Consider the following 12,450-nt stretch of genomic DNA (forward strand, 5'->3'; position numbering starts at 1 on the left):
GACCCTGGCTGGCGGGATTCTCTCAGGCCGAGCCCTTAGCTGCCGAGAGGAACCCAATCCATCGGATGGGGTGTTCGCATCTCGCGTCCCTTGCCCGGTGCCGTGGTGATGGCCAGGTCGTAGGACACCGAATAGCGGGGGCTGCTTCCCTCATAGGGGAGCACCCGATGGCGCAGGTCCGAAGGGAACAGCAGAAGACGGTGGGGTAACGGCGCGAACACCCCACCGGAAACCGCCGCATCGCGGTAGGGAATCGCCATCACATGGCTGAAGTAATCGTCGGGTGCCTCAAATTCCAGCTCCCCGCTCTCGATCGCAGGATCCGTCAACACGTAGAACACTGCGCTCAACTGGGCGTTGCGGTGGCTGTGCAGATCCACCGTTCCGCCATTCCTCACACACCACAGGCCAGGCCTTCTGGATGTGGGCCACAAGACCGTGCTCCGGGCCCAACAGCAAACGGAGATAGGTCGCAACATGCTCAGCCAACTGCCCGTTCAGCCACTGAAACGCATCCATGCGATGCAACTGATCCAGACCGGCATGGCCCAGCAGATCCCCGGTGAGGTTGTTGCGTTCGCTGAACTCAGGGTGTTGAAACACCTGGGCATCGAACTACTCCAGCTGCTGCTGCATGGCTTCGGCTGTGGCGGCATCCGGCTCAAGGTCCACCTGCAGATCAGGGGTAGGGAACAGCCAGTGCAGCGCCATGGAGCCGATCAGGGCACGAGATCGTCCAAATCATGGTCAAGGTTGTGGCGTCTGCACCAAGCCACAACGGTGTTCACCAGAAGCATCGTCACCGTCATCGGTCCCACACCGCCGGGGACGGGCGAGAGCGCAGCGGCGATCGACTCGACTTCAGCCGCACGAACATCCCCGCACAATCCACCTTCCGGCTTGCGGTGGATGCCCACATCCACCACCGCCGCCCCCGGCCGCACGTGCTCGGCCCCGATGAACTCAGGACGGCCTGCTGCCACCACGAGGATGTCGGCTTCGCGGGTGTGGGCCGCCAGATCGGCCGTGCGGGAGTGGGCGATGGTGACAGTGGCGTTGGCGGCCTGCAGCATCAAGGCCATCGGCTGCCCCACGAGAATGCTGCGTCCGATCACCACGGCGCGCTTGCCCGCAGGATCGATGCCATTGCTGCGCAGCATCGCCATCACCCCGGCGGGGGTGCAGCTGCGCGGGCCCGGCTCCCCCTTGAGCAGCCGTCCGAGATTGAGGGTGTGCAGACCATCGGCATCCTTTTCAGGATCAATGGCCATCAGCAGCGGCCCCTCATCGAGGCCAGCAGGAAGGGGCAACTGCAGAAGGATCCCGTCCACTGCAGGGTTGGCATTCAGCTGTTCAATCGTCTGAAGCACCTGCGCTGGAGGCGTGTCGCCGGGGAGGTGATCACCAAAGCTGGCCACCCCGATCCGAGCACAGGCTTTTTCCTTGTTGGCGACGTAGACGGCGCTGGCGGGATCATCACCAACCCGCAGCACCGCCAAGCCCGGCGGTCGCCCCGCCTCGGCCAGACGCCGTTCGATCAGGGTTTGAAGACGATGCTCCACATCCCTTGCCAGCACCTTGCCGTCCAAACGCAGGGCCATGGCATTCCCATGCACTCCCTCCAGCATGCCCTCTGAGGAGAGCTAGCGTTAGGCCGCTACAGGGTCCTTTTTGGTTCGTGTTCCACGGCTGAGCAGCCTTTGGCGGAACTGGGTGCGGCTCGAAGGCCCAGGGCGACGCCTGCTGCGCTGGACGCGACTGCAGACCTTTGTTGTGCTGCTGCTGTGCCTTTGCGTGGCCGCAGCCTCAAGCCTGCCCTGGCTGATCAAGCCAAAACTTCAACCCGGATCGCTGGCCCCGTTTGAAGCCATCGCTCCAAAGGATGCTTTGGTACAGGACAGCACCGCCCTCGAGCAGCAGCGGGCCTCGCTGGTGGCGCGAACGGTGGTGCAGGTGATCGATCAGGAGCAGACCCAAGCACTCAAACAACGGCTCGAGCAGCAACTGCTGCAACTGCAGGAGGTCACCAACACCGGATCTGGAGACCGAATCGGGCCGGTGAACCTGTCTGATCAAGAGAAAAGGTGGCTGGAACGACGCAGCGAATGGGAGCATCTGGCCTGGGATAAAGCGGTGCGCAGCACCGCTGATCGCATGCTCAGCCAAGGGCTTGTGAGCAACCTGGCCATTGAGCAATTGCGCAAGGCCGCCGACCAGCAACTCAAGGCGGTTGCCCTGCAGCCAGAGGCGGCGCGCACCCTGGCCGGCAAGGTTCTCACCAGCGCCATGCGCGGCAGCACCAACCTGCGCACGGACCCGAACCTGAGCAAACAGCTGATCGAGGAACAGCTGACCAAACAGGCCATCCCCACCATCGAGGTGCGCAAGGGGGATCTGATCACCCGCAAGGGCGAGCTGATCAGTCCCCAGGCTTACGACGTGCTGGATTATTTCGGCCGCGTGCGCCGCGAACCCCAACCGTTGATCTGGTTCCAACGGTTCGTTGAAGCCGCTGCAGCCTGCGCCGTGATGCTGCTGGTGATGCGGCGTGAACGGCCTGGCCTGGAGGTGCGCCACGCGCTGCTGGCGGTGGGCCTGCTGCTGCTGGTGCAGGGAGCCAAGCTCTGGTTCAAAAGCTCCGTGAGCCCTCTGGCCGTGCTAGTGGTGCCCACCCTTGTGCTGGCGGAAGGCCTCGGCACCGGATGCGGCTTGGTCTGGATGGGGGTGGCCGCTCTGCTCTGGCCAGAACCCGTCCAGGGGTTGGGAGACGGTCGCCTGATTGTGGCGGCAACGGTGGCCGCCGCTGGGGCCTTGATCGCAGGTCGTCAGCGCAGCCGCGGCCAGTTGCTTCAACTCACGGTGCTGCTGCCGATCGGCGCCTTTGTGGGGCAGTGGCTGCTGCTTCAGCTGCAACCGATCACCGGCCTGCGGCTCTGGGGAAATCTGAATCCAAGCCTGGATGAACTGGCCACCGATTCCTTTGTGCTCGGTGTTCTGCTGATGTTCAGCCTGCTGCTGATCCCGATGCTCGAGGGCTCCTTTGGCCTGCTCACCCGGGCACGGCTGCTGGAACTGGCCGACCAGGAGCGCCCCCTGCTGCGCCGCCTCTCCTGTGAAGCCCCGGGAACCTTTGAACACACCCTGATGATCTGCGGCCTGGCGGAGGAAGGGGCGCGGGCGATTGGTGCGGATGTGGATCTGATCCGGACCGGATCGCTGTATCACGATGTGGGCAAGCTGCATGCGCCGGACTGGTTCATCGAGAACCAGAAGGACGGTCCCAATCCCCACGACGCCCTGGATGACCCCCAGGCGAGTGCGGCGGTGCTTCAAGCCCATGTGGATGAGGGGCTGAAGCTGGCGCGGCGCCACCGCCTGCCCCGGCCCATCGCCGATTTCATCCCTGAGCACCAGGGCACCTTGAAAATGGGCTACTTCCTGCACAAGGCCCAGGAGCGCGGCGGAGCCGTTGAGGAGCGCCGCTTCCGTTACCGGGGCCCGGTACCCCGCTCCAAAGAAACGGCGATCCTGATGCTGGCCGACGGCTGTGAAGCGGCGCTTCGATCCCTCCCCCCCGACACCTCCGATGCCCAGGCGGTGGACACGGTGCGGCGGATTGTGGAAGCGCGGCAGCGGGATGGACAACTGCGAAAAAGCAGCCTCAACCGCAGCGAAGTAGAACTGGTGATTCGTGCCTTCGTGCAGGTATGGCGGCGGATGCGCCACCGCCGCATCCCCTATCCAATCCCCGCCCGACGCTGATCGCAGCGTCTAGTTCAGCACTCACGAGTTCAGCACTCAGTGACAAAGGGAACCTCCTGCGCGATCAAACGGACGCGCACCTGGGTGAAGGGATGGCGAAAGCTCAGGGCCTGGGCATGCAGATGCAAGCGGCAGGACCGGCCGGCATCCCCATAGATGGGATCGCCCACGATGGGGTGACCCCGTTCGGCCAGATGGGCCCGCAGCTGATGGGAGCGTCCCGTGAGCGGACGCAGCCAGAGCCGCGTGCTGTGGGCACCAGCGGCGCGGGCTCTCCAGATCGTCAGCGCCAGACGTCCCTCCGGGTGACTGCCGTAGCGCGGCGGTTGGCGCGACAGGCGCGCCAAAGGGCTGGCGATGCAACCGCGGCCATGGAGTTCCCCCTCCACATCCGCCTGATACAGCTTGTTGATCCGCCGTTCAGCAAACAGGGCACTGAGGCGGCGCAGGGCGTCAGCGCTTCGGGCCAAGAGCAGCACCCCGGAGGTGTCGCGGTCCAGGCGGTGAACCAGGCGCAGGCTTTGGTCCTGCCGCTGCAGGCGAGTGATCACGGAATCGCTTTGCTCGGGCCCCAGGCCGGGTTGGCTCAGCAGGCCGGCGGGCTTGTCGACCGCCATCAGCCACGGGTCCCGGATCAGCAGCTTCAAGGGGAGAGCCGCTGGGCGCAGTGTTTTTCAAACAAGGCCACCACCTGCTCCGCGGGCAGGGCCTGAATCAGCCGGGCTTCCGCCTCAACGTGATGCTGACCGGAGTGATAGAGCTGCAACTCGTGAAAAGGATTGGGGTCCTGCTGGCGGGCCAGCTCCACCTCACGGCTGAGCAAGGCCGCCGGCATCAGGTTGCCGCCATGGCACGACTGCATCACATGGGCTGATTCATGGGCCAGCACCATCCAAACGACGGCGGGATCGTCGGGCAGGTTGTTGCCGCACATCAACAGGGCATGCTTGCCCTCATGGAAGGCCCCCAGCAAGCCCAAGGGGCAGTCGGGCGCCACTAGGGCCTTCACGCCCGCCCGCTGCAGCAGCCGCAGGTAACTGGCGATGCGATCCCAGGTTGAGGCTTGAACAGCACTGCCCGTGAGCTGCAACACCAGCAGAACCAACAGCGCAGCCCTGAAACGGCGACCCATCAAGCCAGGGACCACAGAACAATCTCATTGGTCTCAAGATCAGCTCAAGCTGGCTCGATTCCCACCGAAGTTCTACAGATTCTCAGTCACCAAGAAGCTGCTCCACGGAAGCGACCTTCTCAGCGAACGACTGCTGCCGATCGGTGCGGGTGTTGAGCTTGAGCGTTGTGTAGAGACGTGGGGCCCCCATACCATGCAACTCGGCATGACAGGCCCGTACACACTCCATCACCTCGTCCCACGGGCCTTCGATCGCTGTGCCATTGGGACCCAGCTGATGGGTCAAACCTGTGGCGGCGATCACCCGCTCACAGGCGGCGATATAAGGCGAAAGGCTGACGCCCACACCGATCGGCACCACGCAGAGATCAACACTGACCCACATCAGCCCGCCATTGCATTGGATCGGCTCAAGCAACTAACGGGGTAATCAATGGTGCGCCAACTGCCGCTGTCGGTTCGCACTTCAACCGCAATGCCCTGCTGACCCATGGAACAGCGGGACCCTTGTCCCGTGCACCAATCACTGGCATCAGCGAGGGCCAGTTCCAACGTGTCGTAAGGGGCGTCGAGCACCGGATGCGGCCGACCATCGAGGCTAACCAACCGGTAGCGGGAGCGATTCTTGGCCATCGCAGTCCAATCCCGGAAGTGTCACCATCTTCCCATGCTCCTGCCCCGGCGGCATTCCCAAACTGGAGCCAGCAACGGGACGCAAAGGGCATGTGTGAACAGCTGCAGCAGGCCTACAACGCCTTGATGGTGAAGGCTCCGGGGGCAGCGTTTCAAAAAGCACGGGCCCTGTATCTCAACAAATATCCACTTCCCCAGGCCGATGGCAGTGCTCCGCTGCGGCTCTACGTCTGCGATGAGCAGCTGGAGGAATCGATTCAGCCCGCCAACGACGGCGATCCGAATCACCGGCTGGCGATTCTCCGCTCACGGCCGGAGCAGTTGGCCGTGGTGCACTGGCAACAGGCCGATCCGCCGGAACCCGAGCAACTGCGCCTCTACCTGCAGGACACCTGGTCGCTCAACCCGGACGAGCTGGAGATCGAGGCCCTCAGCATCCCCTGGTTCCGGGAGGGCGGGCATCAAAGCCGCTTTGCCGCACCCACGGGGTTGGGCTGGCAAAAACAAACCCTCTTAACCCTCAAGGAAGAAAACTAAAAGCAATTCAGCAGAACGCCGACAGCCGCGCAACCGCATCGCTAGCGAGAAGAAATAGCCCTCTCAGCCGATTTTCACCAAACACGCCGAACGCTATGTGCTGAGGTCCTGCTCGGAGGGCGGCCATCTCTGCATCAATGCGGTGAACCAACGCATCGAGAGCCAAGCATCCCTCGACAAAGCCTGGATCTTTCACAGCCACGATGGTGCCGTGGACCACGCCCGCAGGATCGGCGAGGTGCTCGGGGAAACACCGGACGTGGTGAAACTGGATCTTTAAACGGAACTGTGAACTGAAACGTGGTGGTGATCAGCCGTGGATGAAATTGCGCAGGCGGCGTGATTCGGCGGCTTGGTCCTGCTGCAGCTCAGCTGCCGTTCGCGCCTGGTGTTCACGCTGCTGGGCCGCGAACACATCCGCCTCATTCAAGGCAAAGCCGCGCTCGGCAGCGAGCCCGAGAAACCGCTCAAGATCCATGGGCTGCAGGAGCGGATCGATCAACTGGAGGAGCGCACACCGAACCGCGCCCACAGTGAGCTGCTCAGCCAACAGATGGGTGTGATGCAGGAACGCATGAATGCCTTCTCGGCTATGCGCACCTCGGCCGCTTCATCCCTTCACCGCATCCCCGCTGGCATTGGGCAGGATGAAGCGCTGCAACAGCACGAACAAGACCAACACCGGCAGGATTGAGACCACGGAGCCAGCGGCAACGATCCGCCAATCCAGCGAAAAGCTGCTGGAAAGCTGCTGCAACCCCAGAGGCAAGGTGTAGAGGGACGGGTCGTCGAGGATCACTAGCGGCCAGAGGAAATCGCTCCAGGTGCCGATGAACACGAACATCGCCAGGGTGATGAGATCGGCTTTGGCGGCAGGAATCATCACGTTCCACCATTCCCCCAGACGGCTGCAGCCATCGATGCGTGCCGCCTCCTCCAGCTCCTTGGGGACACCCAGAAAGCTCTGGCGCAGCAGGTAAAGGCCAAAGGCGGTGGCCGCCTGGGGAATCACCAGGGCCAGCAGGGTGTTGCGCAGCCCCAGCTGCACCATCAGCAGATACAGCGGAATCATCACCACCTGGAACGGGATCAGGATCGTGGCCACCACCAGGCCCAGCACCAGGCCCCGGCCGGCGAAGCGCAGCCGGGCCAGGGGGTAGGCGGCCAGGGAGCAGAACAGCAGGTTGGCCAGCACCGCCAGGCCACTCACCACGGTGCTGTTGAACAGATAGGTAGTTAGGGGATTGTCCTGAAACAGCCGCACGTAGGCATCGAAACTCGGCTGGGCGGGCAGCAACGCCGGTGGACTGCTGAAGATGTCTTCCGCCGGGCCCTTGAGCGAGGTGCTCACCAACCAGAGCAACGGCGTGAGCACCAGCAGCGCCAGAAGAATCAGCAGCACCAGCTGAACAACCCGGGCGGTGAAGGTGCGCATGGCGTCGGCTCTAGAGCGTTGGTCGGGTCTCCAGAACAACAGGATCCTTCTGCGGATGCAATGACTGACGCTCCTCTCCGGCCACCAGGCGATTGAGGGCATTCACAAAGGCCATCGCCGCTGCCACCACCACATCGGTGTCTGCAGCGTGACCGGAATAGAGCGCACCGTTGCGGCGCAGGCGAATGGTCACATCACCCATGGCATCGATTCCCTCGGTGACCGACTTCACCGAAAACTCGATCAATTCATTGGGCACACCCGCCAGATCGTTCAAGGCACGGCAGACGGCATCCACCGGACCGGTGCCCACTGCCGAGCCCGTGGTTTCACTGCCCTCTTCATCCGAAAGGGTGACGGTGGCGGTGGGGCGCAGGCTGCTGCCGCAGCTGACCTGCACCAGCTTGAGCTGGAAGCGGGCTTCCGGCTGCTGCACCTGTTCGCTGACGATCGCCTCAAGATCACGGTCGGTGATCTCGCGCTTGCGATCAGCGAGTTCCTTGAAGCGGGCAAAGGCCTCATCGAGATCCTCACGGGTGAGGTCGTAGCCCAGCTCCTCCAGTCGAGCGCGAACGGCACTGCGGCCGCTCAGCTTGCCGAGGGAGATGCGGTTGTCGGACAAGCCCACCGTCTGGGCGTCGATGATTTCGTAGGTGAGCCGATTCTTGAGAACGCCGTCCTGGTGGATGCCGGATTCATGGGCGAAGGCATTGGCACCAACGATGGCCTTGTTGGGCTGCACCACCATGCCGGTGAGATTGGAGACCAGTCGTGAGGTCTTGGTGATCTCTTCGGTGCGCACGGCCGTGAGCGGCGTGGGGCTGTCTTCCTCCCGGCCAAAGAAGGGGTTGTAGTAGCGCCGCCGCACATGCAGCGCCATCACCAACTCCTCGAGGGAGGCATTGCCGGCCCGTTCGCCGATGCCGTTGATCGTGCATTCGAGCTGACGGGCACCGTTCTTCACCGCCTCGAGGAAGTTCGCCACGGCCAGGCCGAGATCGTTGTGGCCATGGACCGAGATCACAGCATCGCCGATGTTGGGCACGTGCTGATTGATGCCCGCAATCAGTGCACCGAACTCCGAGGGGGTGGTGTAGCCCACGGTGTCGGGAATGTTGATCGTGGTGGCACCAGCGGAAATCGCCGCCTCAATCACCTCGTAGAGGAACTCCGGATCGCTGCGGCCGGCGTCTTCACAGGAGAACTCAACATCCTCAACAAGAGAGCGGGCATAGCTCACCATCTCGGGGACGATGCCGAGCACATCGGCACGGCTCTTGCGCAGCTTGTGCTCGAGGTGGATGTCGCTGGTGGCGATGAAGGTGTGAATGCGGCGACGCGGGGCTGGCGCCACGGCATCGGCGCAGGCCTTGATGTCGGCCCTTGAGGCACGGGCCAGGCCACAGATGATCGGGCCGTTGTCGCCACCCACCTGCTGGGCGATCCGCTGCACGGCGGCGAAATCACCGGGGCTGGCGAAGGGGAACCCCGCCTCGATCACATCCACACCAAGCCGCGCCAGCTGCTGGGCGATGGCCAGCTTTTCCTCCAGGTTGAGGCTCGCCCCGGGCGACTGCTCACCATCCCGCAGGGTGGTGTCAAAAATCAGGACGCGACCGGGGTCCTTGGCCATGGAAGGGGCTCCAGCGGAGGTCTTAGTCGGAGTGACTATGAGTTAACCCATCTTAGTTCAGCCCCCGAGGGGGAATCGGATTAAATTCAGCCACCGTTTGGGCTTGTTCGTGACCAAAGGCGCTGTCGCCCTGGTGTTGCATGCCCATCTGCCCTACGTGCGGTCGGCACAACCTGGATCCCTGGAGGAGGACTGGTTTTTCCAGGCCCTGATCGAGTGTTATCTGCCGCTGCTGGAAACGCTGGAGCTGGCCAGCGCCGACCCCCAGCAGCAACCCAAACTCACCATCGGCTTGTCGCCGACGCTGCTGTCGCTGCTCAGCGATCAAGACCTCAAGCAGCGCTTCCCCGCCTGGCTGAACGAACGACTTGATCTGCTGCCGAAGGCCGACCCATCCCTGCGCGCAGGCGCCGAACACCTGGCGGCCACGATCGAGCGGCACCGGCGAGGCTGGCAGAGCTGCGACGGCGATCTGATCCAGCGCTTCGCGGCACTGCAGCAATTGGGGGTGGTGGACCTGCTCACCTGCGGCGCCACCCACGGCTACCTGCCCCTGCTGCGCCATCACCCGGAAGCGGTGCGCGGGCAACTGCGTACGGCGGTGCGGGAACACCAACGCCTCGTGGGCGAACGCCCCTTGGGGATCTGGTTGCCGGAATGCGCCTATTACGAGGGCCTGGATCGCTGGATGCGCGATGCGGGGCTGCGCTACGCCGTGCTGGACGGCCATGGGTTGCTGCACGGTCGGCCCCGCCCCCGCTATGGGGTGTACGCCCCGATCTGCAGCCGCAATGGGGTGGCCTTCTTCGGGCGCGACAGTGACGCCACATTGCCGGTTTGGTCGGCCAAGGACGGCTACCCCGGCGATCCCCACTACCGGGAGTTCCACCGGGATCTGGGCTGGGACCTGCCGATCGAAGAGCTCAAACCCCTGGGGCTCGACCAGCCGCGACCGCTCGGCCTGAAGCTGCATCGGGTCACCGACCACAGCGCTCCGTTGGACCGCAAACGCCCCTACGAACCGGGGGTGGCGGCGGAACGGGTGAAAGAGCACGCCACCGATTACCTGCAGGGCCGCCGGCGGCAACTGGATCAGCTCAGCGCTGCCATGGACGTCTCCCCCCTGCTGGTGGCCCCCTTCGATGCCGAACTCTTCGGCCACTGGTGGTTTGAAGGCCCGGCTTTTCTCAGCCAGCTGTTTCAGCAGGCACCACAGGAAGGGGTGAGCTTCACCCGGCTGCGCGATGTGCTGAACAATGTTGGCCAGCTGCAGCTCTGCGATCCCTGCCCCTCCAGCTGGGGGCAAGGGGGCTATCACGACTACTGGCTGAACGACAGCAACGCCTGGATCATTCCCGAGTGGGAAAAGGCCAGCGCCGCAATGGTGCAGCGCTGCAGCCGCGGCGTGGGCAGCGAGCAGGCGATGCAGTGGCTGCAGCAGGCGGCTCGGGAACTTCTGCTGGCCCAGTCGTCCGATTGGAGCTTCATCCTGCGGGCCGGCACCACCACCGAACTGGCCAAAGAACGGGTGCAACGCCACCTGGGCCGTTTCTGGCAGCTGATCCAGGCGATCGACGGAACTGCCGAATTGCCGGAGGGCTGGCTTGAGGAAGTGCAGACGGACGACCGCCTGTTCCCGCTGATTCAGCCGTTGGACTGGGCCCCGGTTCAGACCAATCCTCAGCCTTCTGCGCCGAGCGAATCAACTAAAGCCTCCCCCAGATGAGGGAGGCATGGATGTTCAGCACTCCCTCAACTGAGGGAGTGGCGTCCTGAGTAGCGATCAGAACTGGAAGGTCACACCGCCGCTCGCACGCCAGGTCGCACCGCGGTCGCTGTCCCACAGCTCCACCCCACCTCGGCCGTAGATCTTCCAGGCGGTGCTGTTGTGGTTTTGGATCGTGTAGTCCAAGCCCGCTTCAATCAAGGCACCGTTCTGCGACTCCAGGTCGGAGTCAAAGTCCACCGTTTTCTTGGTGAACTTGTAGCCGATCTCCTGGGCTTCATTGCCCATGTCCCAATCGGCAACCCAGTCAGAGGTTCAGCTGGATCGCTGACCCTTTGCAGGCTTGCCTGATCAAAACCGCGGGGCTTGATCCTTCGCCGCCCCCAGCACCAGCCCCCGCCGCAACTCCCAAGGCGAAAGGGCAAACAAACGCAGCATCACGCCCATCAAGCGCGGCAACGGCAAGGTGTTGGTGAGGAAGCCAAACCACTCCTCCCGCGGCAGCGAAAAGAAGGTGGCGAAGTGGATGCGCAACAACGCCTCGTTAAAGCCCATCAAACGGCCCAAACCGAATTGATAGAGCTGATGACGCAGCACCAATTCGATCGGCCACAGCGCTTGCCAACCCCGATGGGCCAAGGCCGCTGAACCAAGGCTTGGATTAGCGAGGGCTTCGGCTAATGCTTGGGCCAGATCCGGCCCCCGCCGCAGCAGCGATCCCACCATGTAGCCCGAGGCCGGGTGCACCATGCTCGCCGCACCGCCAAAGGCCAGCACCGGCTGGTTGCGATCCGGCAGCGGCAGGTTCATCGGGAAGAGGCAGAACTCTTCGTGGATCACCTCGGTGATCTCCACGCCGCGCAGATCCAGGCGCTGGTGGAGTCGTTGCTTGAGCACGTCGTAGGGGACCCCTGGCGCCAAGGCGAGTGAGGTTTCTTCCACGAAGAACACCCCATCGCCCAGATCCATCGCGTACAAAAACGTAGGCGGTTCGCTGCGCTGCTCTTCATTGAGGTGATCGCAGCGGTAGTCCATCAGCACAAACCGACCCTCCTCGATTGGAGGCTTGGAGAAACGCCCCACCACGCCGTAAGCCGCCTGGCCCGCCACCGGCCCCTGATCCGGCCGGCGAATGTGGGGCGTGCGTGAACCGGAGGCATCAATCACCAAGCGCACCTGCAGGGTGGTTCCTGATGCGCAACACACACTGGTGGTGGAGCCATTCACGTCCACCCGCTCAACGGTGTCTTGATGAAAGACCACACCCTCAGCCCGCTCCAGCCAATGGCACTGCAGGGCAGCACGATCGAACAGGCCGTAGTCGATCCCGTGGGCATGGCTCTGATCCTGAGCCGTTGATCCGCCTTCGCCGAAGTAACTGACGGTGTCGCTCCAGCGGTGCTCCAGCAGCTGCTCAAGCCCCACAGCTTTGAGTTCATCGGCCCAGATGCCGTAGGTGTTCGGCCAGGGATCGTCGACCGGATCCGGGGCAATGGCCGCAACAGCCAAACCCAGTTGGTTCAGTTCCGAGGCGATGCAGAGGGCAGCAGGACCGCCCCCCAGCACCAGCACATCCACCGGCTCAGCCAAGG

The 12,450-nt window shown here is 63.6% G+C and carries 16 protein-coding genes; 4 read left to right on the forward strand and 12 right to left on the reverse strand.

Annotation, left to right across the window (positions count from 1 at the left end):
* Positions 1-35: 35 nt before the first annotated feature.
* The 3 genes from AAXE93_RS09040 to folD form a co-directional block, all read right to left on the reverse strand.
* Positions 36-398 (reverse strand): TIGR02466 family protein, encoded by a 363-nt coding sequence (locus tag AAXE93_RS09040; RefSeq protein WP_390130116.1) that lies wholly within the window; start codon positions 396-398, stop codon positions 36-38.
* Positions 289-603, reverse strand: a complete 315-nt coding sequence (locus AAXE93_RS09045) for a hypothetical protein (RefSeq protein WP_390130118.1) — start codon at positions 601-603, stop codon at positions 289-291. Before AAXE93_RS09045 ends, AAXE93_RS09040 begins: the two co-directional genes overlap by 110 nt.
* A 116-nt stretch (positions 604-719) precedes the next feature.
* Positions 720-1,601: a bifunctional methylenetetrahydrofolate dehydrogenase/methenyltetrahydrofolate cyclohydrolase FolD gene (gene folD, locus AAXE93_RS09050; RefSeq protein WP_115008652.1), complete on the reverse strand. Its 882-nt coding sequence runs from the start codon at positions 1,599-1,601 to the stop codon at positions 720-722.
* Between the two features lie 70 nt (positions 1,602-1,671).
* Here folD and AAXE93_RS09055 point away from each other — a divergent pair, with 70 nt between their 5' ends.
* Positions 1,672-3,762 carry an HDIG domain-containing metalloprotein gene (locus AAXE93_RS09055; RefSeq protein ID WP_390130120.1) on the forward strand — a complete coding sequence of 697 codons (2,091 nt, stop codon included), beginning with the start codon at positions 1,672-1,674 and terminating at the stop codon, positions 3,760-3,762.
* A 29-nt stretch (positions 3,763-3,791) separates the two neighbouring features.
* Here the strand turns inward: AAXE93_RS09055 and AAXE93_RS09060 are convergent, their stop codons facing one another.
* From AAXE93_RS09060 to AAXE93_RS09075, 4 genes are all read right to left on the reverse strand, one after another.
* On the reverse strand, positions 3,792-4,379 hold the full coding sequence (locus AAXE93_RS09060; protein WP_390130122.1) for an RluA family pseudouridine synthase: 588 nt from the start codon (positions 4,377-4,379) through the stop codon (positions 3,792-3,794).
* A 26-nt stretch (positions 4,380-4,405) separates the two neighbouring features.
* Complete coding sequence (locus AAXE93_RS09065) at positions 4,406-4,894, reverse strand: hypothetical protein (RefSeq protein WP_390130124.1); 489 nt, start codon at positions 4,892-4,894, stop codon at positions 4,406-4,408.
* Between the two features lie 82 nt (positions 4,895-4,976).
* Entirely contained in the window at positions 4,977-5,279 is a 303-nt protein-coding gene (locus tag AAXE93_RS09070; RefSeq protein ID WP_390130127.1) for an MTH1187 family thiamine-binding protein, read from the reverse strand.
* The gene (locus AAXE93_RS09075) at positions 5,279-5,527 is read right to left on the reverse strand and encodes a hypothetical protein (protein WP_390130129.1); all 249 of its coding nucleotides are present in this window, start codon (positions 5,525-5,527) and stop codon (positions 5,279-5,281) included. Before AAXE93_RS09075 ends, AAXE93_RS09070 begins: the two co-directional genes overlap by 1 nt.
* A gap of 90 nt (positions 5,528-5,617) precedes the next feature.
* Between AAXE93_RS09075 and AAXE93_RS09080 the strand changes: the two genes are divergently transcribed.
* Both AAXE93_RS09080 and AAXE93_RS09085 read left to right on the forward strand, forming a co-directional pair.
* The gene (locus tag AAXE93_RS09080; protein ID WP_390130131.1) at positions 5,618-6,064 is read left to right on the forward strand and encodes a hypothetical protein; all 447 of its coding nucleotides are present in this window, start codon (positions 5,618-5,620) and stop codon (positions 6,062-6,064) included.
* Between the two features lie 97 nt (positions 6,065-6,161).
* Entirely contained in the window at positions 6,162-6,344 is a 183-nt protein-coding gene (locus AAXE93_RS09085) for a hypothetical protein (RefSeq protein ID WP_390130133.1), read from the forward strand.
* Between the two features lie 30 nt (positions 6,345-6,374).
* Here the strand turns inward: AAXE93_RS09085 and AAXE93_RS09090 are convergent, their stop codons facing one another.
* The 3 genes from AAXE93_RS09090 to AAXE93_RS09100 all read right to left on the reverse strand — a co-directional run bounded on the left by AAXE93_RS09090 (position 6,375) and on the right by AAXE93_RS09100 (position 9,132).
* Positions 6,375-6,566: a bacteriocin gene (locus AAXE93_RS09090; protein WP_390130135.1), complete on the reverse strand. Its 192-nt coding sequence runs from the start codon at positions 6,564-6,566 to the stop codon at positions 6,375-6,377.
* Positions 6,567-6,674: 108 nt separating this feature from the next.
* Positions 6,675-7,499, reverse strand: a complete 825-nt coding sequence (locus AAXE93_RS09095) for a carbohydrate ABC transporter permease (RefSeq protein ID WP_390130137.1) — start codon at positions 7,497-7,499, stop codon at positions 6,675-6,677.
* 10 nt (positions 7,500-7,509) lie between these two features.
* Positions 7,510-9,132: a 2-isopropylmalate synthase gene (locus AAXE93_RS09100; RefSeq protein WP_390130139.1), complete on the reverse strand. Its 1,623-nt coding sequence runs from the start codon at positions 9,130-9,132 to the stop codon at positions 7,510-7,512.
* A 109-nt stretch (positions 9,133-9,241) separates the two neighbouring features.
* Here AAXE93_RS09100 and AAXE93_RS09105 point away from each other — a divergent pair, with 109 nt between their 5' ends.
* Positions 9,242-10,858, forward strand: coding sequence for a glycoside hydrolase family 57 protein (locus AAXE93_RS09105; RefSeq protein WP_390130142.1), 1,617 nt, complete (start codon positions 9,242-9,244; stop codon positions 10,856-10,858).
* A 57-nt stretch (positions 10,859-10,915) separates the two neighbouring features.
* Here the strand turns inward: AAXE93_RS09105 and AAXE93_RS09110 are convergent, their stop codons facing one another.
* Entirely contained in the window at positions 10,916-11,146 is a 231-nt protein-coding gene (locus tag AAXE93_RS09110) for a hypothetical protein (RefSeq protein ID WP_390130145.1), read from the reverse strand.
* A 63-nt stretch (positions 11,147-11,209) separates the two neighbouring features.
* A complete protein-coding gene (gene crtL / locus AAXE93_RS09115) occupies positions 11,210-12,448 on the reverse strand; it encodes a lycopene beta cyclase (protein WP_390130148.1) in 1,239 nt (412 codons plus the stop codon).
* Positions 12,449-12,450 lie beyond the last annotated feature (2 nt).

Origin of the sequence: Synechococcus sp. HIMB2401 (assembly GCF_042883245.1) — a bacterium.
Classification (GTDB): Bacteria; Cyanobacteriota; Cyanobacteriia; order PCC-6307; family Cyanobiaceae; genus Parasynechococcus.

What these genes read in the sequence shown, in the direction of transcription:
- folD (WP_115008652.1), bottom strand. Translation starts at nt 1,601, where the DNA reads ATGGCCCTGCGTTTGGACGGCAAGGTGCTGGCAAGGGATGTGGAGCAT.
- AAXE93_RS09060 (WP_390130122.1), bottom strand. Translation starts at nt 4,379, where the DNA reads ATGGCGGTCGACAAGCCCGCCGGCCTGCTGAGCCAACCCGGCCTGGGG.
- AAXE93_RS09065 (WP_390130124.1), bottom strand. Translation starts at nt 4,894, where the DNA reads ATGGGTCGCCGTTTCAGGGCTGCGCTGTTGGTTCTGCTGGTGTTGCAG.
- AAXE93_RS09070 (WP_390130127.1), bottom strand. Translation starts at nt 5,279, where the DNA reads ATGTGGGTCAGTGTTGATCTCTGCGTGGTGCCGATCGGTGTGGGCGTC.
- AAXE93_RS09075 (WP_390130129.1), bottom strand. Translation starts at nt 5,527, where the DNA reads ATGGCCAAGAATCGCTCCCGCTACCGGTTGGTTAGCCTCGATGGTCGG.
- AAXE93_RS09080 (WP_390130131.1), top strand. Translation starts at nt 5,618, where the DNA reads ATGTGTGAACAGCTGCAGCAGGCCTACAACGCCTTGATGGTGAAGGCT.
- AAXE93_RS09095 (WP_390130137.1), bottom strand. Translation starts at nt 7,499, where the DNA reads ATGCGCACCTTCACCGCCCGGGTTGTTCAGCTGGTGCTGCTGATTCTT.
- AAXE93_RS09100 (WP_390130139.1), bottom strand. Translation starts at nt 9,132, where the DNA reads ATGGCCAAGGACCCCGGTCGCGTCCTGATTTTTGACACCACCCTGCGG.
- AAXE93_RS09110 (WP_390130145.1), bottom strand. Translation starts at nt 11,146, where the DNA reads ATGGGCAATGAAGCCCAGGAGATCGGCTACAAGTTCACCAAGAAAACG.